We start from the raw sequence: 21,137 nt of genomic DNA, 5'->3' as shown, positions 1-21,137 counted from the left end.
CATGCAGGCTGATTTAAGCGTCATTAACCAGTTCCTGATTGATTTGTTGCTGCCGTTCATGCGCATCAGCGGCATGTTTGCCGCGATGATTGGGCTAAGTGCCAAATCCATTCCTGCGCAGGTGCGAGCCTTACTGGCTGTTTTGATGACGCTGGTGATTGTACCCATGCTTGATCCGGTTCCCATCAGTAACCTGGTGGATGCCGGCACCATCATGGAGATTATCCGACAACTGCTGATTGGTATTGTCATTGGCTTCATTTCCATGATGGTACTGAACACCTTTGTACTGGCCGGTCAGATTGTTGCCATGCAGACCGGTCTGGGTTTTGCCTCTATTGTGGACCCGGTTAACGGAATCAACGTGCCGGCGGTAGGGCAGTTTTATCTGATTCTGGCGACCTTGTTGTTCTGGAGCATGGATGGTCACCTGTCAATGATTCAGATGATTGTCATGAGTTTTGAAGCCTTTCCAATTGGACAGGCGTGGTTTGAGCCGGAGCAGTTTCGTCAGGTGGCGCACTGGGCCGGCTGGATGTTTGTCTCTGCAGTTACCCTGTCGCTGGCCCCGATTGTATCGCTGCTGATTGTGAATCTGGCCTTCGGGGTCATGACCAAAGCAGCGCCTCAGCTAAACATTTTCAGTATTGGTTTTTCTATCGCCCAGATCACCGGCCTGATTGTTATCTGGATCACCATGGAAAACTTTACCACCCATTTCAGCACCCAGTGGGCACGGGCCCAGCAGTTTATGTGTGAACTGCTGGCCATATGCCCGACCTGACGGATAAATTGTCATGGCAGATACCCACGATAAAACAGAAGAACCCACCCAGAAAAAGCTCGACGACGCCCGCAAGAAAGGGCAGCTGGCCCGCTCCCGGGAGCTGTCGACAGCGCTGGTACTGATCATCAGCGGGCTGATGTTTATGGTGGTCGGCGGCATGATTGCCAAAGCGATTTTTTTAGTCACACAGCGTATGTTTGTGCTGTCCCGGGATGAGACCTATGACATGTCGCACATGATGGTGGCGGCCGGTGAAGCGATCAGTCAGGTTGCCGTGCCGGTTCTGATGTACATGGTGGTGGCTACGGCGGCCGGCATATATGGCAGTATTGCGCTGGGCGGCTTTAACTTTTCCTGGGAAGCAGCGGCGTTTAAAGGAAATAAAATGAACCCGATGAACGGGTTTAAACGCATGTTCGGTATGAATGCGCTGGTGGAATTACTCAAAGCGCTGGCCAAATTTGCCGTCATTGGCGGTCTGGCCGTCGGGGCGCTGCTGATGTACAAGGACGAAGCGCTTCATCTGGATTTGGAGCTGTATCCGCGAAATCTGTTTCACGCGATGGATATGCTGGAGTGGGCATTTTTACTGTTAACCCTGGGCATGATTCCGATTGCCGCGATAGATGTGCCGTATCAGATGTACAAGCACAACAAAGAAATGAAAATGTCCAAGCAGGAAGTTAAAGACGAGCGCAAGAATGCCGATGGCGATCCTATGGTGAAAGGTCGCATCCGGCGACTACAATTTCAGGCTGCGGCCAACCGTATGATGCAGGAAGTACCTGAAGCCGATGTGATTGTGACCAACCCGACCCATTATTCTGTGGCCCTGAAATACAAGGAAGATGGCACCCGGGCGCCGGTGGTGGTAGCCAAAGGGGTGGATGAACTGGCCATGCATATTCGTAAAATTGCCACGGCCCACGATGTTCCGCTGGTCCCTTCTCCTATGCTGGCCCGGGCTATTTACTATTCCACAGAGGTGGATCACGAAATTCCGCACAAGTTATTTATGGCGGTGGCGCAGGTACTGGCCTATGTTTTTCAGTTGCGGGCTTATAAAGCCGGTAAGGCCAAGCGTCCCAAACCGCTTAAAAAAGATTTGCCCATTCCGCCGGAGCTGCGCCGGTAGAGAAATTGCCAGGCTTTGCAATATGGCATGGTAGTTGAACTATCAGAAGTATAACGACAGTGAGCGTCAAAATTCTGATAGTGAGATACATGTGATGCAGCTAGCCAGCTATCTGCAGCGGTTTGATAAAAACCAGCTGCAAAAGTTTACCAGCGGACTCGGGGCCCCCATCGTGCTTCTGGCGATTATGGGCATGGTTATCCTGCCGATGCCGCCTTTCCTGCTCGACATTCTGTTCAGCTTTAATATTGCGCTGTCTCTGGTCATCATTCTGGTGGCCGTCTTCACCCAGCGCCCGGTAGATTTTGGTATTTTTCCTCTGGTACTGCTGATTGCCACGGTACTTCGGCTGGCACTAAACGTTGCCTCAACCCGGGTAGTACTGCTGTATGGTCATGAGGGCGGTGATGCCGCCGGTAAAGTCATTGAAGCCTTTGGTGCAGTGGTTATCGGAGGCAATTACGCGGTTGGTATTGTGGTCTTCGCCATATTGCTGATTATCAACTTTAAAGTGGTCACTGCCGGTGCCGGCCGGATTTCAGAAGTAAGCGCCCGCTTTACCCTGGATGCCATGCCCGGTAAGCAGATGGCGATCGATGCCGATTTGAATGCCGGTTATATCGACCAGGATCAGGCCCGTAAGCGGCGTGAGGAAATTACTGCTGAGGCCGACTTCTACGGCTCAATGGACGGTGCGTCAAAATTTGTTAAAGGCGATGCCGTAGCTGGCATGTTTATTATGCTGATCAATATTGTCGGTGGTCTGTTTATTGGCATGATGCAGCATAACCTGACCTTTGGCAGCGCCATTGAGGTGTATACCCTGCTGACTATCGGTGATGGGCTGGTTGCACAAATCCCATCATTGCTGTTGTCTGTGGCAACGGCCATTATCGTCACCCGGGAAAACGAAACCCAGGAAATGGGCAAGGAAATCCGCAATCAGCTGGGTAATCAGCAGGCTTTGTATATCGCCTCGGGGGTCTTGTTTGTAATGGGGATTATTCCGGGCATGCCGCATGTTGCCTTTCTGGGGTTCTCAGCTATTGCCGGTGGTGTGGCTTACTGGCAGGGACATAAAGCAAAACAGGCCGAGCTGGCGCCGGTACAGGCAGCTGTTAGTGGTGATGAGGTTGCCGGTGTGCCTGAGGTTAAAGAGCTGGGCTGGGATGATGTGCAGCATGTCGATACCATCGGGCTGGAAGTAGGCTACCGCCTGATTCCGCTGGTGGATAAATCCCAGGGCGGCGAATTACTGACACGAATTAAAGGCGTGCGTAAAAAGCTGTCCCAGGAACTGGGCTTTTTGATCCCGCCTGTGCACATCCGCGATAACCTGGATTTGGATCCCAATGCTTATACCATTGCTATGCTGGGGGTCAATATTGGCGATGCGCAAATCAGTCATGATGAAGAGCTGGCCATCAATCCCGGGCAGGTTTTTGGTAATCTGGAAGGGCGGGCAACCCAGGATCCGGCCTTTGGTCTGGATGCAGTATGGATCAAGCCAACCCAGCGAGAGCACGCCCAGACCTTAGGTTATACGGTAGTAGATGCCGCCACGGTTGTGGCCACGCACTTATCTCAGTTACTGACCAACAATGCCTATCAGTTGCTGGGCCATGAAGAAACCCAGCATCTGCTGGATATGCTGGCCAAAACCAATCCAAAACTGGTCGAGGGGCTGGTACCGGATATTCTGCCGCTATCCACCGTGGTTAAGGTTTTACAAACCTTGCTGTTTGAAGGCGTACCTATCCGGGATATGCGTACCATTGTGCAAACCTTAAGCGAGTACGGCACCAAGAGTCAGGACCCGGATGTACTGGTGTCTGCGGTACGTATTGCACTGAAACGCTTAATCACGCAGGAGATTTGTCAGGGGGGGAAAGAAATCCCCGTCATAACCTTGGCGCCAGAGTTGGAACAGATGTTGCACCAGTCACTTCAGGCAGGTGGGGAAGATGGCGCAGGCATCGAACCCGGGCTGGCAGACAGGCTACAAAAATCGTTACAACAAGCCTGTCAGCAACAGGAACTTTCCGGTGAACCAGCAGTGTTGCTGACCTCCGGAATGCTCCGTCCGGTACTTTCCCGCTTCTTTAAATATTCTGTAAATGGTCTGAATGTCCTGTCGTACCAGGAAGTACCGGACGACAAGCAGATAAGAATAGTCAGCTCAGTAGGTCAATAATCTGACGCGGCGTTTTACATAGAGGTTGAGCGATGAAAATCAGACGTTTTTTTGGCAAAGATATGCGTGAGGCGTTAAACGCCGTTAAAGCAGAGCTGGGCAGTGATGCTGTGATTATGTCTAACCGCAAGGTAGCTGATGGCATTGAGCTGGTGGCGGCTTATGATAAAGAACCCGAGGCGCGTCTGACACCAAAAACCAAAGCCGCGCCGGCCGCTAAGCCTGCCAGTGCCGGACGTAAAGCAACCCCTAGCCTCAGTGAAATCATCGGCGATGACGGTCCCGACAGCCTGCGAGCGCTATTGGAAAAACAAGCTCAGGCCCGTCAAACCGACAGGCAGCCAGGTGCCGAAGAGTCTGCCGCTGCTGCTCGCCAGCCGGCGCCAGCTTCTCGTCAAACCGCCACTCAACCTGCTTATCAACATCATCAGCCAGACAATGTGCTGGATTTTGACACCCGGCCGGCGCGCCAGGCCGAACCGCAGACGCAGTTTACCGGTCAGCCCGCGTTTGAGGACCAACCGGCACGCCCTGCGGCGGGTGGTGAACTGGATGCTATTAAAGAAGAGCTGGCCTCATTACGTAATGTATTACAGCATCAGGTAGCCGACCTGATGGAAGCCAAGCAGCGCCGTACCCGTCCGACTCACAGTTATCTGATGCGCTGCCTGTCAGGAATGGGCTTAAGTACAGCCCTGGCCGAACAGCTGATTCACTACACGCCGCGCCAGTATAACGAACGGGAAGCCTGGATATATTTATTAAACCTTTTGGCTAATCGTCTGAACGTTGCTGGCAATGATATTCTTCAGCAGACCGGGGCGGTGGCGCTGGTTGGCCCGACCGGCACGGGTAAAACGACCACGCTGGCCAAGCTGGCAGCCCGTTATGCACAAAAATACGGTGCCGATCAGGTGGCAATGATTACCATTGATACCTACCGAATTGCCGCCTTTGAACAGCTGGCGACCTACGGCAAGATTATTGGCTGTACAGTGAAAAAAGCCCAGTCCAGTGAGGAGCTGGCAGAGCTGCTGTTCCAGCTACGGCATAAACGCATGGTGCTGATTGATACCGCCGGCTTCAGTCAGCGTGACAGTCGCCTAATCAAGCAGTTAGCGCAGTTTGATAAAGGCCAGATGCAACCTGTGAAAAAGTACCTAGTTGCGCAGGCCAATACCCAATATCCGGCATTACAGCGTATTATTAACGCCTATGATGCAGTAAAACTGGACGGTTGTATCTTCACTAAGCTGGATGAGTGCTACAGTTTAGGAGAGGTATTAAGTGTAGCCATCGAACATACCCTGCCTGTGAGTTACATCACAGATGGTCAGCAAGTGCCTGAAGACATTAAAGTTGCGGATGCGAAATCTTTGGTTTCAGCGGCAGCAAAGCTTTATAAAAAGTATGGTTTGAATCATACTAACAACAGTCACTTAGGAAATTCAGCGCGGGCAGTATGATTGAAGATCAAGCGAGTAGCTTACGAAAGATGAATCAGTCAAGATTAATCAAAGTTATCGCCGTTACCGGCGGTAAAGGCGGCGTGGGTAAAACCAATATTACGCTGAACACAGCCATTGCCATGGCAAAACAGGGCAAACGGGTGATGGTACTGGATGCCGACCTGGGTCTGGCCAACGTCGACGTGATGCTGGGATTGCGGGTAGAAAAAAACCTGTCTCATGTACTGAGCGGCGAATGTACGCTGGATGAAGTACTGGTCACCGGTCCGCACGGTATCAAGATAGCACCGGCCACCTCCGGTACCCAGGCTATGACCGAGCTGACGCCGACTGAGCATGCCGGACTTATCCGGGCATTCAGTGAATTACGCTCGCAGATTGATGTACTGATTGTTGATACGGCAGCCGGTATTTCAGACATGGTCCTGAGCTTTTCAAAAGCCTCTCAGGACATCATGGTGGTGGTGTGTGATGAGCCCACCTCACTGACCGATGCGTATGCCCTGATCAAACTGCTGAACCGTGAACACGGCGTGTTTCGCTTTAAAATTGTTGCCAACATGGTCAGGGATCAGCGCGAAGGTCATGAATTATTTAACAAATTATCTAAAGTGACTGGTCGTTTTTTAGATGTTGCTTTAGAGTTAGTAGCAACGGTGCCGTTTGACGAAAATATTCGCCGGGCGGTGAGGAAGCAAACAGCCATCGTCGATGCCTTTCCGGGCTCTCCGGCTGCGGTTGCCATTTCTCAACTGGCAACTAAGGCAGCACACTGGCCGGTTCCTAATCAGCCAGGCGGACACCTTGAATTCTTTATCGAACAGTTGGTGGCAAAAAAAGCAGCGGGTACCTTACCTTGAACAGCAAAGCGGCTGCCTACCAACAGCAATCCAATAAAGCGTTATTGGTGGAGCGCCATGCACCACTGGTTAAACGCATTGCCCATCACTTGATGGCGCGTCTGCCGGCCAGTGTGCTGGTCGATGACCTGATTCAGGCAGGCATGATTGGACTGCTGGAGGCGGCAAAGAACTTTGATGGCTCAAAAGGGGCGAGCTTTGAAACCTTTGCGGGGATTCGAATTCGCGGCGCTATGCTTGACGAAATACGCAAAGGTGACTGGACGCCCCGGTCGGTGCATAAAAACAGCCGGGCCATTACCGAAGCCATTAATCTGGTGGAGCGGGAAACCGGGCGGGATGCGCGGGATTTTGAAATCGCAGAGAAGATGGGTGTTAGTCTGGATAGCTACCATCAGATGCTGAACGAAGTAAATGCCGGCAAACTGGTTGGTATCGAAGATTTAGGGGTGTCAGAGGATGTGATTACCACCGAGAGTAATCAGGGTAACGACACGCCGCTGGACGACCTGATGCAGGGGGCTTTTCAAAAGTCTCTGGCTCAGGCAATTACGACATTACCCGAACGTGAGGCAATTGTGCTTTCACTGTACTATGATGAAGAACTGAACCTGCGAGAAATTGGTGAAGTGCTAGAAGTCAGTGAGTCTCGCGTTAGTCAGATACACAGTCAGGCCATGCTGAAATTAAAAGCTAAAATGCAGTCGTGGCGGGCCGATAACTAAGCACACATACTAATATTAATAATAACTTTATTTTTTATTTCCCCAGTGGAGGCCATTTTGGACAAGAGTATGAAAATTCTCGTGGTAGACGATTTTTCTACGATGAGACGAATCATAAAGAACCTGCTTAAGGACTTGGGGTTTTCCAATATCCAGGAAGCCGACGACGGAAGCACTGCACTGCCTATGTTACAACAGGGCGATTTTGATTTTGTGGTGACCGACTGGAACATGCCAGGTATGCAGGGCATCGACTTGCTGCGCGCTATTCGTGCAGACGACAAACTTAAACATCTTCCGGTACTGATGGTAACCGCCGAAGCGAAGAAAGAACAAATTGTGGCAGCTGCCCAGGCCGGCGTGAACGGCTATGTGGTAAAACCCTTCACCGCTGCTACGCTAAAAGAAAAATTAGATAAAATCTTCGAACGTTTAGGTTAACCCAGACGCTCGCTCAGTATTAAGAGGAATACTGGATGTCGACGAATGTCAATGTTCCTATCTCACTTGAAGAAGCCAAGCAGCTAGTAACCTACCTGGAGCAGGGCGATAACGCCGCTGCCCGGGCATTACTTGAAGCCGTTTCTATGAAACAGTCTGAAGAGTTATTTGCCGAAGTAGGTAAGCTGACCCGGCAGCTTCATGACTCCCTCAATAATTTTCAGCTGGATGAGCGTATTGCTGGCCTGGTCAAAGATGATATGCCAGACGCGCAGGCCCGCCTTGCTTACGTTATTGAAGAAACCGAAAAAGCCGCGAATACGACAATGGACGCTGTTGAAGCCAGCATGCCGATTGCCGAATCACTGGCACAACGTATCGATACCATCACCCCTGAGTGGAAAAAGCTAATGAGTCGCCAGATTGAACTGGGCGAATTCAAAGCGCTGTGTATGGATTTAGATAAACTGCTTACCGATGCTTCTGCCGAATCAGAGAAGCTGACCAGTTTGCTCACTGAAGTGCTTATGGCACAAGGTTATCAGGATTTGACCGGGCAGGTGATTCGCCGGGTTATTGAGCTGGTGAAGGAAGTGGAAGACAGCCTGGTCAATATGCTGACCATGTTTGGTGAAACAGAAAGCGATACCGCGCCTGTGACGAAGAAACCGGAAGTCAGTGGCGTAGAGGCAGAAGGGCCGATTCTGAATGCCGGGGATCGGGACGACGTAGTAAAAGGTCAGGACGATGTAGACGACCTTTTGTCAAGCTTAGGGTTTTAGGAGAGCGGGCTCATGGCATTTGAAGTGGACGAGGATATTTTACAGGACTTTCTGGTCGAGGCCGGAGAGATTCTGGAACAGTTGCAGGAACAGCTGGTGGATTTGGAAAATAATCCCGAAGACAGCGACCTGCTCAATGCAATATTTCGTGGCTACCACACCGTAAAAGGCGGCGCCGGCTTTTTGTCGCTGACAGAGCTGGTGGAAATTTGCCATGGTGCAGAAAACGTATTTGACGTTATGCGAAACGGGCAGCGTTCGCTGACCCCCGAATTAATGGATGTCATATTGCGCGCCACTGACGTGGTAGTGGAAATGTTTGAGCGGGTAAAAGCCCGTGAACCTCTTGAAGCTGCAGATGCTGAGCTGGTTGATTTACTGCATAAACTCAGTACGCCTGAGTCGCCGGACGAAAATATTTTTGGTGAAGGCACTGTGGCCGGTCATCAGGATGTGCCCGCCGGTAATTATGACGACGTTGCCCAGGACATTGCCGAACTGGTTCCCGAAGCACCGGAAGTGGCTGCTGTTAGTGCGCCAGCTGATGCAGGTAGCACTGATGGAGGAATTGAAGAAATCAGTGAAGATGAGTTCGAGGCTTTGCTGGATGAACTGCATGGCACCGGCGCGCCAGGTCGTCCAACCCAGCCATCTGCAGCGGTTCAGCAAACCGAAAATAAACCGGTAGCTGCGACGCAGGCGGGTGGTGACGATATTACGGATGATGAATTTGAAGCGCTGCTGGATGAGCTGCACGGTAAGGGACAGTTTGGCGGCGACAGCGCCCCGGCTGCTGCGCCAGCAACGCCAGCACCGGCGGCCGCAGCCGGTGGTGATGAAATCACCGACGATGAATTTGAAGCCTTGCTGGATCAGTTACACGGCAAAGGCCAGGGCCCATCAGTGGGTGGCGCACCCGAGCCGGCCAAAAAGCCAGCGGTTCAGATAGATACTGCCGCCACCCAGGCGGTTCAGCAGGCTAAACAGGAACAGGCGGCAGCACCAGCTCCCGCGCCAACACCTGCTCCGGCACCCAGTCGAGCGGCTAAACCGGCCGCTGCACCGGCAGCCAAGGCCGCGCCGAAAAAAGACGACAAAAAAGCAGCAGCGGCTCAGCCAGCTGCAGAAACTACTGTCAGGGTTGATACCAAGCGGCTTGATCAGATCATGAATATGGTCGGCGAGCTGGTACTGGTGCGTAATCGCTTATTGAGTTTGGGCATCAACAGTAATGATGAGTCCATGTCCAAAGCGATTGCGAATCTGGATGTGGTGACCGGCGATTTGCAGGGTGCGGTGATGAAAACCCGCATGCAGCCAATCAAGAAGGTGTTTGGCCGTTTCCCCCGGGTTGTTCGTGACCTGGCCCGCAGCCTGAAAAAAGAAATTACTCTGGAGCTGGAAGGCGAAGAGACCGATCTGGATAAAAACCTGGTAGAAGCCCTGGCTGATCCATTGGTGCATCTGGTCAGAAATTCTGTCGACCACGGTATCGAGATGCCAGATGATCGTCAGGCGGCCGGCAAGCCCAGAATGGGAACAGTGAAACTGTCAGCCTCCCAGGAAGGCGATCATATTCTTTTGACCATCGAAGATGATGGTAAAGGGATGGATCCGGAAAAGCTCAAGGAAATTGCTATCAGCCGTGGCGTACTGGATGCAGATGCAGCCGCCCGTATGTCAGATGTTGAAGCCTTTAACCTGATTTTCGCCCCGGGCTTTTCGACCAAAACTGAAATCAGTGATATTTCCGGTCGTGGCGTAGGCATGGATGTGGTGAAAACAAAAATCACCCAGCTCAATGGTATGGTCAATATTGACTCACAGCTGGGCAAAGGCACCCGCCTTGAGATAAAAGTGCCGCTGACACTGGCGATTCTGCCTACCCTGATGATTATTGTGGGCAAGCAAACCTTTGCTTTACCGCTTGGCGCGGTCAGCGAAATTATCAATATGGACATTAAAAAGACCAACACAGTTGATGGCCAGCTGACGATGATTGTTCGCTCCAAAGCTATCCCGCTGTTCTTTCTGGGTGAATGGCTGGTTCGTGGTCATCATAAAATTGACCGTGAAAAAGGTCATGTGGTGGTGATGCAAATCGGTACTCAGCAAGTTGGCTTTGTGGTGGATGCGCTGATTGGTCAGGAAGAAGTTGTTATTAAACCGCTTGATGCCTTGTTACAGGGAACGCCGGGTATGGCCGGAGCAACTATTACCTCTGACGGGGGCATTGCGTTGATTCTGGATATTCCAAGCTTGTTAAAACGTTACGCGCGTCGCTGATAGGCGGCGCAAAAGGATTTCAGCATTCATGGTTTTTAAAGTTCTCATTGTCGACGACTCGACTTTTTATCGTCGTCGTGTCCGTGAAATTCTTGATGAAGACAGGGAACTGGAAGTTGTTGGCGAGGCGCGCAACGGACAGGAAGCACTGACGATGCTTACCGAGCTGTCACCAGACGTGGTTACGATGGACGTCGAAATGCCTGTCATGGACGGCATTTCTGCGGTCAAAGCGATCATGGGAAAACGGCCATTGCCTATTTTAATGTTTTCGTCCCTGACCCATCAGGGCGCGCAGGCAACACTGGACGCTCTGGAAGCCGGTGCGCTGGATTTTTTACCCAAAAAATTTGAGGAAATTGCCAAGGACCGCCGTCAGGTATCCAGTATGTTACGCACCAAAGTGCGGCTGCTGGCCCGGCGCGGAACCGGTATGGGCCGGGCTCCAAGGCCTCAGGCCCCTGCGCGTATTATGCCGGAGATGCCGGCGAATGCCCCTAAACACACCTTTTTTCGCTCATCCAGTGTATTAACCGGACAAAAAGAAGCCAGTACTCAGCCAACTGTGTCCTCGGTGTCCCGTTCCGGTAAAGCCTACAGCTGTCTGGCTATCGGCGCATCTACCGGTGGACCGGTAGCACTGCAAAAATTACTGGCGCCGTTGCCTGCGCATTTTCCACATCCTGTTTTACTGGTACAGCATATGCCGGGCACCTTTACCAATGCATTTGCCCAGCGACTGAATAACTATTGTCGTATTTCGGTAAAAGAAGCTGAAAATGGTGACGAACTGAAACCCGGTTGTGCGTATCTGGCACCGGGGGGCAAACAAATGACCCTTAAACGTCAGGGCACCCGCACCTTAATTGTTATCAGTGAAGATAATGATCCCAAAATCACTTACAAGCCCAGTGTGGATGTCACCTTTAACAGCGTGGCAGATGTGTTTGGCGGGGATGTGCTCAGTATCATTCTGACCGGAATGGGCTCTGATGGCCTGCAGGGTTGTCAGGCCTTGCGCAGGCTGGGCGGAACAGTCTGGGCGCAGGACCAGGAGTCTTGCGTGGTTTATGGTATGCCGCAGGCTATTACAAAAGCCGGGGTAGCCCAGAAAAGTATCAGTATCGACAATATCGCCGGGTGTGTCATTACTGAGATGAACCGGTAAGCAGGAGCAAAGGTGTGAAGATTTGGACAGTAGCCAATCAGAAAGGGGGCGTAGGGAAAACCACCACTACGGTGACCCTGGGCGGGCTGCTGGCACAACAACAGCACCGGGTGCTGTTGGTCGATACCGATCCGCACGCATCACTGAGCTATTACTTTGGTATTGATGCCGAAGAGCAGTCAGCGTCGGTGTACGATATTTTTGTTAATAAATCGCCACTTACCGCCGATAATGTTATGGATTGTCTGTGTCCGACCAAGCTGGATAACCTGTTTGTTCTGCCAGCGAGTATGGCGCTGGCCACGCTGGATCGGCAAATGGGCAGTGAACCGGGGATGGGCCTGAAACTGAAAAAAGCCCTGGCGGCGATTGCCGGTGAGTTTGACTATGTGCTGCTGGATTGCCCGCCGGTACTCGGGGTCTTGATGGTCAATGCGCTGGCTGCCTGTCATAAGGTCATTATTCCGGTCCAGACCGAGTTTCTGGCCTTGAAAGGGCTTGATCGGATGGTGCATACCTTAACCATCATGGGCCGGTCGCTGGAGAAGTCCTTTGATACGCTGATTGTGCCCACCATGTTTGACCGGCGCACCCGGGCGGCTAATCAGGCGCAGGCAAAGCTGAATGAAGAACACGGTGAACAGGTGTGGGCAGATGTGATTCCGGTGGATACCCGTTTCAGGGACGCCAGCCTGACGCACCTGCCTGCCTCTGTGGTATTTCCAAAAACTCGCGGGGTACTGGCGTATTCCCGCTTACTGAATGATTTATGTGCCGGAGAAGGCTGTGACCAAGCGCGCATCGTTTGCTAAAGAAGACGTGATGCAGGATTACCTGGACGGGCTGCTTAAAGAGCCAGAGGATCCGGCTGATGTTACCGCCCGCACAGCGCGTTTGCTGGAACAGGCGGCACTGGATATCGCCACTGAGGAGGCCGGAGCGCCTGGGCCTGACGTGGTGACGCCGGCACCGGTGACACCTCTACCGGTGATAGCACCTTCACTGCCTGAGCAAACTCAGTTTGAGCAAATTAATCAGGCACTACAGGCTGTTGAAGCGCCGCCGGTCATACCGGCCAGAGCCCATCTGAAAGATCAGTTGGAAGAGCGCTTTCAGGCCCTGTTTTTTGAAGTCGCCGGACTGACACTGGCAGTGCCGCTGATTACCCTGGGGGGAATTCACAAACTCGATAAAATCAGCCCGCTGTTTGGCAAGCCTGACTGGTTTAAAGGGGTGATGCTGCACCGGGAACAAAAATTAAATGTGGTAGACACTGCAATATGGGTGATGCCAGAAAAATACGATCAAAATCTCGCAGAAAAGCTAAACTATCAGTATCTTATTATGTTAAGTGATAGTTTATGGGGGCTGGCGAGCGACAAGCTGGTCAATACGGTGACGCTGTCTAAACAAGAAGTGAAGTGGCGTGAAGTGACTGGCAAGCGGCCCTGGCTGGCGGGAATGGTTAAAGACAAAATGTGTGCGTTACTCGACGTATCTCAGTTAATTACAATGCTTAATAGCGGCTTGGGTAGCCAAGATTAATCCCGGGCATTCGGAGCAGGTTATGAACGAAGAAAGAGCAAATAATTCACCCGATAATGATCAGGTTTTGCAGTGGGTTACCTACCGGCTGGGAGATGAAACCTACGGCATAAACGTCATGCAGGTGCAGGAAGTATTGCGCTATACCGAAATTGCTCCGGTGCCGGGCGCACCGGATTATGTACTGGGTATTATCAACCTGCGTGGCAACGTGGTGACCGTTATTGATACCCGGGCCCGGTTTGGCTTACCACCCAGTGATGTGACCGATAACACCCGCATTGTGATCATCGAGTCAGATGAACAGGTTGTCGGCATTCTGGTCGATAGCGTGGCTGAGGTGGTTTACCTTAAAACATCTGAAATTGACAGCGCGCCGAATGTGGGTACCGAGGAAAGTGCCAAGTTTATTCAGGGCGTCAGCAATCGCGATGGCGAGCTGCTTATTCTGGTTGATTTAAATAAGCTTCTGACTGACGATGAATGGGATGAGCTGTCCAACTTTTAGTGACCTGGTATATTTGGTGTAGTAAGAGCAGGCTTCAGGCCTGCTTTTTTACTTCTGGCTTCTTTGTTCTCTACTTGCTAATCTACTGATATTAAAGGCGATTGTGATTGATTTTATGGATGCATCCCAACTCTCTGTCATCGCGTTGGCGTTAGCGGCTATCGTGCTGGTTCTGGTGATTGCACTGGCTATTCAGGTGAGGACTAACCGGCAGCATCAGACGCAACAACATGATGCTGTGCTACAGCAGCTCACCCGGGTTGAAGAGCAGCAGCATAACCTGAACCACCAGATTGAAGAGCAGCAACATCGTGCACTGGTGCAGGGCCGCCATCTTCAGCAGCTGCAAACCGGCCAGGGAGAGCTGGAAAACCAAATCAGGGATGTCAAACTCCAGGATCCTTCCATGCGGCTTTATCAGCGCGGCGCGGAACTGGTGAAGCAGGGCGCAACGGTAGAAGAGGTGATGGAAGCCTGCGATATTCCCCGCGCTGAAGCCGAGTTGATTGTCACAATACATCAAAACGACGGGTCCTCTGCCTGACCCTGTCGGGCGGGTGAAGCGCGCAGGCTAAGCAGCCCGGTTCTTCTTGCTGCATATGGCTGCGCAACACAACCCGGGTTTCATCAAAAAAGGCACATCTTGTGCCCTTTTTTCGGTTAGCTATAAAAACACAGGTACGCGGTGGGCGTGCTGGTTTTTACATCAAACGACTGGTTGGCATCAATGGTGAACTCAGTGCCGGCCGGAAAAGTCTGCCACTCGCTGTTACCTGGCAATAATATGGTCATCTCTCCTTCCATCACTTTCATAACTTCGTGCTTTGATGTTTCAAACGTATATTCACCAGCCGCCATTACCCCAGATGTACATGGGCCATTGGCGCTGTCAAAAGCAATAGAGCGCACCTGATCATCAAAGTAACTGTTTACTGTAAATGCCATAGTCTGGATATTCCCTTCATTATTGTTAAAGACGCACTGTGCAATAAACACAAACAATGTGCAATAAACATTTAGACGTCTAGACGTAAAGATGTTGACATCTGATTGTCATCAGCCAAAATAACAGCACTACCTTCAAGCATGGAGTCAATATGCCGATTCGTATACCCGAACAACTCCCCGCTCAGGACGTTCTGTCAGGAGAGAATATCTTTACGATGGACAGCCTGCGTGCTGCCAGCCAGGAAATACGTCCGCTTGAAGTGGGTATTCTTAATCTGATGCCCAATAAGATTGAAACAGAAGTTCAGTTACTGCGGCTATTGTCTAACACCCCGTTGCAAATCAATGTGGATCTTATCCGTATTGATGACCAGGCACCCAAAAACACGCCGCAATCTCACATGGATTCGTTCTATCATGACTTTTCCAGTGTGGAGAATAAAAAATACGACGGGTTGATTGTGACCGGTGCGCCGCTGGCGCACCTGGAATATCAGGATGTGAAATACTGGGAGAGTATGACGCATATCCTTGACTGGGCAGAGCGCAATGTGCAGTCTACGTTATATTTGTGCTGGGCAGCACATGCGGCCATGTATCATTATTATGATGTCACCCGCACATTGCGGCAAAGCAAGCTGTTTGGGGTGTTTGAACATCGTGTACTGGACTCGCATAATGAACTGCTGCGCGGCTTTGATCCGGTGTTTTACGCGCCGCACTCTCGCTTTGGACATATTGAGACGGCCAGCTATAACGGCATTGAAGGGCTTCAGGTAATTGCCGAGGCAGACGTGGCTGGTGCTTACATTGCCGCGTCTCAGGATAAACGAAAAGTCTTTGTGACCGGCCACCCTGAGTATGATCCTGAAACGCTCAATGATGAATACTACCGGGACATCGAAGCCGGTAACAATCCGGATGTGCCGGTTAACTATTATCCGGATAATGATCCAAGCCAGCCACCGATGGTACGCTGGCGCTCACATGGCAGCCTGCTGTTTACCAACTGGCTGAATTATTTTGTGTATCAGAATACACCGTACGATTTGAATTTACTGGCCGACGGTTCGTCGCTAAGAAAGAGGTAACCTGTGACAAGTGATCGCATTGAGCAGCTATTTGAGGCTGCGCGTAACCGTATTTTGATCCTGGATGGGGCGATGGGCACCATGATCCAGCAACACAAGCTGGAAGAGCAGGACTACCGCGGCTCTCAGTACGCCAACTGGCATTGTGACGTGAAAGGCAATAATGACCTGCTAGCCATCACACAGCCCTCTCTTATCTACGATATTCATTGTGCCTATCTGGAAGCCGGCGCCGATATTATCGAAACCAATACTTTTAACGCGACCACTATTGCGATGGCGGATTACGACATGCAGGCAGAGTCGCGCAAGATCAATCTGGCCGCCGCCAAGCTGGCTCGTGACGCCGTTGAGGAATATAACCACCGCACGCCGGATAAACCACGCTTTGTCGCTGGTGTGCTCGGCCCCACAAACCGCACAGCGTCAATCTCGCCGGATGTGAATGACCCGGGTAAGCGCAATGTCACCTTTGATGAGCTGGTTGAAGCTTACACTGAGTCATGCGAGGCCTTAATTGAAGGCGGCTCTGATCTCATCATGATCGAAACTGTGTTTGATACGCTAAATGCCAAAGCGGCCATTTTTGCCGTGGAAACGGTATTTGATAAACAGGGTTTTCGTCTGCCGGTTATGATATCGGGTACAATAACAGATGCCTCAGGTCGTACGCTTTCAGGCCAGACAGCCGAAGCCTTTTATTATTCTATGCGTCATGCCAGCCCGTTCTCATTTGGCCTGAACTGCGCATTAGGGCCTGACTTGCTGCGTCAGTATGTTGCTGAAGTAGCCGGGGTTTCTCAGTGTCTGGTTTCTGCCCATCCCAATGCCGGCTTACCTAACGAGTTTGGTGAGTATGATTTGCAGGCAGACGAAATGGCAGCCCATATCGGTGAGTGGGCCAAAGCCGGACTGGTAAATATTGTCGGTGGCTGCTGTGGCAGTACCCCTGAGCATATCAAAGCCATGGCGGACGCGGTGGCAGACTGTGCCCCCCGTGTGATTCCGCAGTTTGAAGTAAAAATGCGCCTGTCAGGCCTGGAACCCTTCGTCCATTAAGGTGAGTTTGTGACCGCAGAATTTTCAACATTTATTAATATCGGTGAACGTACCAACGTGACCGGCTCGGCTCGTTTTAAACGACTGATTATGGACGGCGAGTATGAAACTGCTCTGGATGTGGCTCGCCAGCAGGTCGAAAACGGCGCGCAGGTTATTGATGTCAACATGGATGAAGCCATGCTGGACTCCGTCGAGGCCATGCGTACCTTTTTAAACCTGATTGCTTCAGAGCCGGATATCAGCCGGGTGCCTATTATGATCGACTCTTCTAAGTGGGAAGTGATCGAAGCAGGCCTGAAGTGTGTGCAGGGTAAGGCTATCGTGAACTCTATTAGCCTTAAAGAAGGCGAAGCACAGTTTATTGAACAGGCCACACTGATCAAACGTTATGGGGCTGCGACGGTCGTCATGGCCTTTGATGAGTCGGGGCAGGCTGATACTCAGGCCCGTAAAATAGAGATATGCCAGCGCAGTTATAAAGTACTGACTGAAACTGTGGGCTTTGCGCCTGAAGATATTATTTTTGATCCGAATATCTTTGCGGTCGCCACCGGTATTGAAGAGCACAACAATTACGCGGTGGATTTCATTGAGGCCACCCGGATTATTCGCCAGACCTGTCCGCATGTGCATATCTCCGGTGGCTTATCTAATATCTCATTTTCATTTCGGGGTAATAACCCGGTCCGTGAAGCCATGCATTCGGTCTTTTTGTATCACGCCATACGCGCTGGAATGGACATGGGTATTGTAAATGCCGGTCAGCTGGAAGTGTATGACGAGATTCCGGCCCAGCTGCGCGATGCTGTGGAAGATGTGATCCTGAACCGGCGCGATGATGCCACCGAACGCTTACTGGATATTGCCCCTAATTATCAGGGCGATGGTAAAGCGGCAGCCAAAGAAGACTTGAGCTGGCGCGAGGCGCCGGTGAATAAACGCCTTGAACATGCGCTGGTAAAAGGGATTACCGACTACATCATTGATGACACCGAAGAAGCCCGGCAACAGGCCGAGCGTCCGCTGCATGTGATTGAAGGTCCGCTGATGGACGGCATGAACGTGGTCGGCGACTTGTTTGGCGAAGGGAAGATGTTTTTGCCCCAGGTGGTGAAGTCGGCTCGGGTCATGAAAAAAGCCGTGGCCCACTTACAGCCCTTTATCGAAGCAGAAAAAAGCGATGACAGCAAAAGTAACGGTAAGATTCTGCTGGCCACCGTGAAAGGCGATGTTCACGATATTGGTAAAAATATTGTGGGTGTGGTGCTGCAATGTAACAACTTTGAAGTGATCGACATGGGGGTAATGGTGCAGTGTGAAAAAATCCTGCAAACCGCCAAAGAAGAAGATGTCGATATGATTGGGTTGTCAGGGCTGATTACTCCATCGCTTGATGAAATGGTGCACGTGGCCAAAGAAATGGAGCGACAGGGCTTTGACCTGCCACTTTTGATTGGCGGTGCCACCACCTCCAAAGCCCATACCGCCGTGAAAATTGAGCAGAATTACCATGCACCAGTGGCCTATGTCGCCAATGCCAGCCGGGCGGTCGGCGTGTGCCAGAAATTGCTGAACCGGGCCAGCCGGGATATTTTTGCTAAAGAACTGGACGCCGAATATGACAAGGTGCGTGCCCAGCACGCTCGTAAACAACCCCGTTCACGGCCCGTGACGCTGGCAGAAGCGCGGGCCAACTGTGCTAAGCCGGACTTTTCTGAGGCCCCGGTCAAACCCCGGAAAATGGGCGTGACCCCGGTGACCGCACCCATCGCTACATTGCGTAAGTATATAGACTGGACACCATTCTTCCTGACCTGGTCACTGGCAGGCAAGTACCCGCGTATTCTCAAAGATGAGATCGTGGGTGAGCAGGCGCAGGAGCTATTCCGCGATGCCAACCGTATGCTGGATGAACTGCAAACCAGTGGGGCATTGCAGGCCAGAGGCGTGGTGGGATTATTTGCCGCGAACCGGGTCGGGGATGATATTGAAATCTACGCCGATGACAGCCGCACAACACTGGCGGGCGTTGCTCATCATCTGCGTCAGCAAACACTTAAAGATAAGTTCCCGAACTACTGTTTGTCTGACTTTATTGCACCTAAGCAAAGCGGTACTGAAGATTACATCGGTGCCTTTGCGGTAACAGGTGGTATTGGTGAGGATGACTTGGCTGACAGCTTCAAGGCTGCCGGCGACGACTACAACGCGATTATGGTTAAAGCAGTGGCCGACCGTCTGGCCGAAGCGTTTGCTGAATATCTGCACGAACAGGTGCGGGTGACATACTGGGGTTATGCAGCAGATGAAAAGCTTAGCAACGATGATCTTATTCGTGAGAAATATCAGGGGATACGCCCGGCCCCAGGCTATGCTGCCTGTCCCGAACACACGGAAAAGCAGCTTATCTGGGATCTGCTGAACGCTGAGCAGCACACCACCATGAAACTGACCGAAAGCTATGCTATGTGGCCCGGCGCTTCGGTATCCGGCTGGTACTTTGCCCATCCTGAGTCCCGCTATTTTGCAGTTGCCAAAATTCAGCAGGACCAGTTACAGGATTACGCTGAGCGTAAACAGTGGGATGTGCTGAACGCACAAAAATGGCTGGGGCCTAATCTGGATGACTAAACCATTCAGTCAGGCCTGTGAAAATAATAAACGGCCCATCGCGCAGGTGTTAAAACAAGCGTTTGCCGGGACCGGTAGTGTTCTGGAAATAGGCAGTGGCACCGGGCAGCATGCGGTTTTTATGGCGCGTCAGTTGCCTCATGTGCACTGGCAGACCAGCGACCAGCGTCAGTATCATGCCGGTATTCATCAGTGGCTGGCCGATGAGCCTGCGTCTAATCTGTTATCGCCGCTGGCCTACAAGGTGGGTGTCGATACCTGTCCGGTCAGCGCGGTCGATGGCGTGTTTACCGCCAACACTGCCCACATCATGCAGGGTCATGAAGTAAAGCAAATGATGCAGGATGTACAGCAGGTACTGCCCGAGGCAGGCGTATTCTGTCAGTATGGTCCGTTTACCCGCAGCGGTGAGTTTTCCAGCCAGAGCAACCAGGATTTTCATCAGCAGCTGCTGGCACAGGGTTATGGCGGATATCGGGATATCAGTGAGCTGGAAAGCTGGGCCGGCAGTTTGTCGCTGGTGCGTATTCACACCATGCCGGCTAATAATCTGTTACTTGAATGGCATAAACAGGCCGGCTAATCAGTTTGGCGCATAGTCCTGGCCCACCGCTTTGGCCATGTCGATAAAAGCATTGAAAAAGCCGTCTGGCTGCTCTGCTTTGCGATAACCGATATGCAGTGATTTCTGAATGCCGTGTTCGCCCAGCCGGCAGGTCGCCAGCCCGAGTTGTCCGGCATATTCCAGTGCCAGCCAGTGGGGCAGAGCGGCTACACCGCGCCCGGCACTGACCATCTGCAACATAATTTCCGTGGTTTCTATCACCTTGTGTTGTCTGACCCCGCACCCTGCGGGAGTCAGAAACTGATTAAAAATATCCAGCCTGGAAGGCTCCACCGGGTAAGAGATAAGGGTTTCATTACTCAACTGTTGCGGTTGCAAAAAAGTCTGGTCAGCCAGTGGGTGGCAGGCGGGCATCACCAGTACCTGCTCATAACTGAAAACCGGCAAATAGGTGATGGTGTCCAGCAACAGCGGATCAGGGGTGAGCAGCAAATCAATTTCAAAGCCGTGCAGAGCATGCAAGCCGCCGAATTTAAATTCCTGGCGAACATCCACATCCACATCCGGGAAGTTTCGCAAAAAGGGTTCAACCACTTTGAGCAGCCACTGATAGCAAGGATGGCATTCCATGCCGATACGTAACGTCCCCCGATTGCCAGCAGCAATCTCACGTAACTGTTTTTCGGCATAGTCAAATTGTGGCAACACCCGCTCGGCCAGAGACAAGACTGCCAGCCCAGCCTGAGTCAGGCGTAGTTTACGGCCGTCCTTTTTCCATAAAGGGGTATCAAAGTGGCTTTCCAGCCGTTTAATAGCATGGCTTAATGCCGACTGGGTCAGGTGCAGCGCCTGAGCCGCTCCGGTCAGGGTGCCCTGTTTATCAATTTGCGCAATAATACGCAGATGTTGCCGGTCGATCATAAGGATGAGCTTTTGTCAT

At 51.7% G+C, this 21,137-nt stretch carries 20 protein-coding genes; 18 read left to right on the top strand and 2 right to left on the bottom strand.

The window, feature by feature from the left end; all coding sequences use genetic code 11:
* Window position 1 precedes the first annotated feature (1 nt).
* The 14 genes from fliR to EZV72_RS13620 all read left to right on the top strand — a co-directional run bounded on the left by fliR (window position 2) and on the right by EZV72_RS13620 (window position 14,444).
* Window positions 2-784 (top strand): flagellar biosynthetic protein FliR, encoded by a 783-nt coding sequence (gene fliR / locus EZV72_RS13685; RefSeq protein WP_137167750.1) that lies wholly within the window; start codon window positions 2-4, stop codon window positions 782-784.
* 13 nt (window positions 785-797) lie between these two features.
* Window positions 798-1,922 carry a flagellar biosynthesis protein FlhB gene (gene flhB, locus EZV72_RS13680; RefSeq protein ID WP_137167749.1) on the top strand — a complete coding sequence of 375 codons (1,125 nt, stop codon included), beginning with the start codon at window positions 798-800 and terminating at the stop codon, window positions 1,920-1,922.
* Window positions 1,923-2,016: 94 nt separating this feature from the next.
* A complete protein-coding gene (flhA, locus tag EZV72_RS13675; protein ID WP_137168763.1) occupies window positions 2,017-4,116 on the top strand; it encodes a flagellar biosynthesis protein FlhA in 2,100 nt (699 codons plus the stop codon).
* A gap of 32 nt (window positions 4,117-4,148) precedes the next feature.
* Window positions 4,149-5,582, top strand: coding sequence for a flagellar biosynthesis protein FlhF (gene flhF, locus EZV72_RS13670; protein WP_137167748.1), 1,434 nt, complete (start codon window positions 4,149-4,151; stop codon window positions 5,580-5,582).
* A complete protein-coding gene (locus tag EZV72_RS13665) occupies window positions 5,579-6,445 on the top strand; it encodes a MinD/ParA family protein (RefSeq protein ID WP_137167747.1) in 867 nt (288 codons plus the stop codon). The genes flhF and EZV72_RS13665 overlap by 4 nt, the downstream gene beginning before the upstream one ends.
* Complete coding sequence (locus tag EZV72_RS13660; RefSeq protein WP_137167746.1) at window positions 6,442-7,170, top strand: RNA polymerase sigma factor FliA; 729 nt, start codon at window positions 6,442-6,444, stop codon at window positions 7,168-7,170. Before EZV72_RS13665 ends, EZV72_RS13660 begins: the two co-directional genes overlap by 4 nt.
* A 57-nt stretch (window positions 7,171-7,227) precedes the next feature.
* Entirely contained in the window at window positions 7,228-7,611 is a 384-nt protein-coding gene (gene cheY, locus EZV72_RS13655; RefSeq protein ID WP_012517682.1) for a chemotaxis response regulator CheY, read from the top strand.
* 35 nt (window positions 7,612-7,646) lie between these two features.
* The gene (locus tag EZV72_RS13650) at window positions 7,647-8,393 is read left to right on the top strand and encodes a protein phosphatase CheZ (protein WP_137167745.1); all 747 of its coding nucleotides are present in this window, start codon (window positions 7,647-7,649) and stop codon (window positions 8,391-8,393) included.
* 12 nt (window positions 8,394-8,405) lie between these two features.
* Entirely contained in the window at window positions 8,406-10,679 is a 2,274-nt protein-coding gene (locus EZV72_RS13645) for a chemotaxis protein CheA (protein ID WP_137167744.1), read from the top strand.
* A 28-nt stretch (window positions 10,680-10,707) separates the two neighbouring features.
* The gene (locus tag EZV72_RS13640) at window positions 10,708-11,847 is read left to right on the top strand and encodes a protein-glutamate methylesterase/protein-glutamine glutaminase (RefSeq protein WP_137167743.1); all 1,140 of its coding nucleotides are present in this window, start codon (window positions 10,708-10,710) and stop codon (window positions 11,845-11,847) included.
* Window positions 11,848-11,861: 14 nt separating this feature from the next.
* A complete protein-coding gene (locus tag EZV72_RS13635; RefSeq protein ID WP_137167742.1) occupies window positions 11,862-12,659 on the top strand; it encodes a ParA family protein in 798 nt (265 codons plus the stop codon).
* Window positions 12,610-13,392: a chemotaxis protein CheW gene (locus EZV72_RS13630; protein ID WP_408640818.1), complete on the top strand. Its 783-nt coding sequence runs from the start codon at window positions 12,610-12,612 to the stop codon at window positions 13,390-13,392. Before EZV72_RS13635 ends, EZV72_RS13630 begins: the two co-directional genes overlap by 50 nt.
* A gap of 22 nt (window positions 13,393-13,414) precedes the next feature.
* Window positions 13,415-13,900: a chemotaxis protein CheW gene (locus tag EZV72_RS13625; RefSeq protein WP_137167740.1), complete on the top strand. Its 486-nt coding sequence runs from the start codon at window positions 13,415-13,417 to the stop codon at window positions 13,898-13,900.
* 103 nt (window positions 13,901-14,003) lie between these two features.
* A complete protein-coding gene (locus EZV72_RS13620; protein ID WP_232364425.1) occupies window positions 14,004-14,444 on the top strand; it encodes a DUF2802 domain-containing protein in 441 nt (146 codons plus the stop codon).
* 116 nt (window positions 14,445-14,560) lie between these two features.
* Here EZV72_RS13620 and ppnP read toward each other — a convergent pair whose 3' ends face one another.
* A complete protein-coding gene (gene ppnP / locus EZV72_RS13615; RefSeq protein ID WP_137167739.1) occupies window positions 14,561-14,845 on the bottom strand; it encodes a pyrimidine/purine nucleoside phosphorylase in 285 nt (94 codons plus the stop codon).
* 152 nt (window positions 14,846-14,997) lie between these two features.
* Between ppnP and metA the strand changes: the two genes are divergently transcribed.
* Genes metA through EZV72_RS13595 form a run of 4 tightly spaced genes read left to right on the top strand, consistent with a single transcriptional unit; the run spans window position 14,998 to window position 20,215 of the window.
* Window positions 14,998-15,939, top strand: a complete 942-nt coding sequence (gene metA, locus EZV72_RS13610; protein ID WP_137167738.1) for a homoserine O-acetyltransferase MetA — start codon at window positions 14,998-15,000, stop codon at window positions 15,937-15,939.
* Between the two features lie 3 nt (window positions 15,940-15,942).
* Window positions 15,943-16,998, top strand: a complete 1,056-nt coding sequence (locus tag EZV72_RS13605) for a homocysteine S-methyltransferase family protein (RefSeq protein WP_137167737.1) — start codon at window positions 15,943-15,945, stop codon at window positions 16,996-16,998.
* Between the two features lie 9 nt (window positions 16,999-17,007).
* Window positions 17,008-19,632, top strand: coding sequence for a methionine synthase (metH, locus tag EZV72_RS13600; protein WP_137167736.1), 2,625 nt, complete (start codon window positions 17,008-17,010; stop codon window positions 19,630-19,632).
* The gene (locus tag EZV72_RS13595; RefSeq protein WP_137167735.1) at window positions 19,625-20,215 is read left to right on the top strand and encodes a DUF938 domain-containing protein; all 591 of its coding nucleotides are present in this window, start codon (window positions 19,625-19,627) and stop codon (window positions 20,213-20,215) included. Before metH ends, EZV72_RS13595 begins: the two co-directional genes overlap by 8 nt.
* Here EZV72_RS13595 and EZV72_RS13590 read toward each other — a convergent pair whose 3' ends face one another.
* Entirely contained in the window at window positions 20,216-21,118 is a 903-nt protein-coding gene (locus EZV72_RS13590) for a LysR family transcriptional regulator (protein WP_137167734.1), read from the bottom strand.
* Window positions 21,119-21,137: the final 19 nt, after the last annotated feature.

This window comes from Salinimonas lutimaris, assembly GCF_005222225.1.
GTDB lineage: Bacteria > Pseudomonadota > Gammaproteobacteria > Enterobacterales > Alteromonadaceae > Alteromonas > Alteromonas lutimaris.
The sequence above is the reverse complement of the archived record's forward strand: the minus strand, read 5'-3'. Positions and strand labels throughout refer to the sequence as shown.

Bases quoted from the DNA above. Each gene is read 5' to 3' on its own strand.
- EZV72_RS13625 (WP_137167740.1), top strand. From the start codon at position 13,415: ATGAACGAAGAAAGAGCAAATAATTCACCCGATAATGATCAGGTTTTG.
- EZV72_RS13590 (WP_137167734.1), bottom strand. From the start codon at position 21,118: ATGATCGACCGGCAACATCTGCGTATTATTGCGCAAATTGATAAACAG.
- metA (WP_137167738.1), top strand. From the start codon at position 14,998: ATGCCGATTCGTATACCCGAACAACTCCCCGCTCAGGACGTTCTGTCA.
- EZV72_RS13640 (WP_137167743.1), top strand. From the start codon at position 10,708: ATGGTTTTTAAAGTTCTCATTGTCGACGACTCGACTTTTTATCGTCGT.
- EZV72_RS13665 (WP_137167747.1), top strand. From the start codon at position 5,579: ATGATTGAAGATCAAGCGAGTAGCTTACGAAAGATGAATCAGTCAAGA.
- EZV72_RS13645 (WP_137167744.1), top strand. From the start codon at position 8,406: ATGGCATTTGAAGTGGACGAGGATATTTTACAGGACTTTCTGGTCGAG.
- ppnP (WP_137167739.1), bottom strand. From the start codon at position 14,845: ATGGCATTTACAGTAAACAGTTACTTTGATGATCAGGTGCGCTCTATT.
- EZV72_RS13650 (WP_137167745.1), top strand. From the start codon at position 7,647: ATGTCGACGAATGTCAATGTTCCTATCTCACTTGAAGAAGCCAAGCAG.
- EZV72_RS13595 (WP_137167735.1), top strand. From the start codon at position 19,625: ATGACTAAACCATTCAGTCAGGCCTGTGAAAATAATAAACGGCCCATC.
- fliR (WP_137167750.1), top strand. From the start codon at position 2: ATGCAGGCTGATTTAAGCGTCATTAACCAGTTCCTGATTGATTTGTTG.
- flhA (WP_137168763.1), top strand. From the start codon at position 2,017: ATGCAGCTAGCCAGCTATCTGCAGCGGTTTGATAAAAACCAGCTGCAA.
- flhF (WP_137167748.1), top strand. From the start codon at position 4,149: ATGAAAATCAGACGTTTTTTTGGCAAAGATATGCGTGAGGCGTTAAAC.
- EZV72_RS13630 (WP_408640818.1), top strand. From the start codon at position 12,610: ATGATTTATGTGCCGGAGAAGGCTGTGACCAAGCGCGCATCGTTTGCT.
- flhB (WP_137167749.1), top strand. From the start codon at position 798: ATGGCAGATACCCACGATAAAACAGAAGAACCCACCCAGAAAAAGCTC.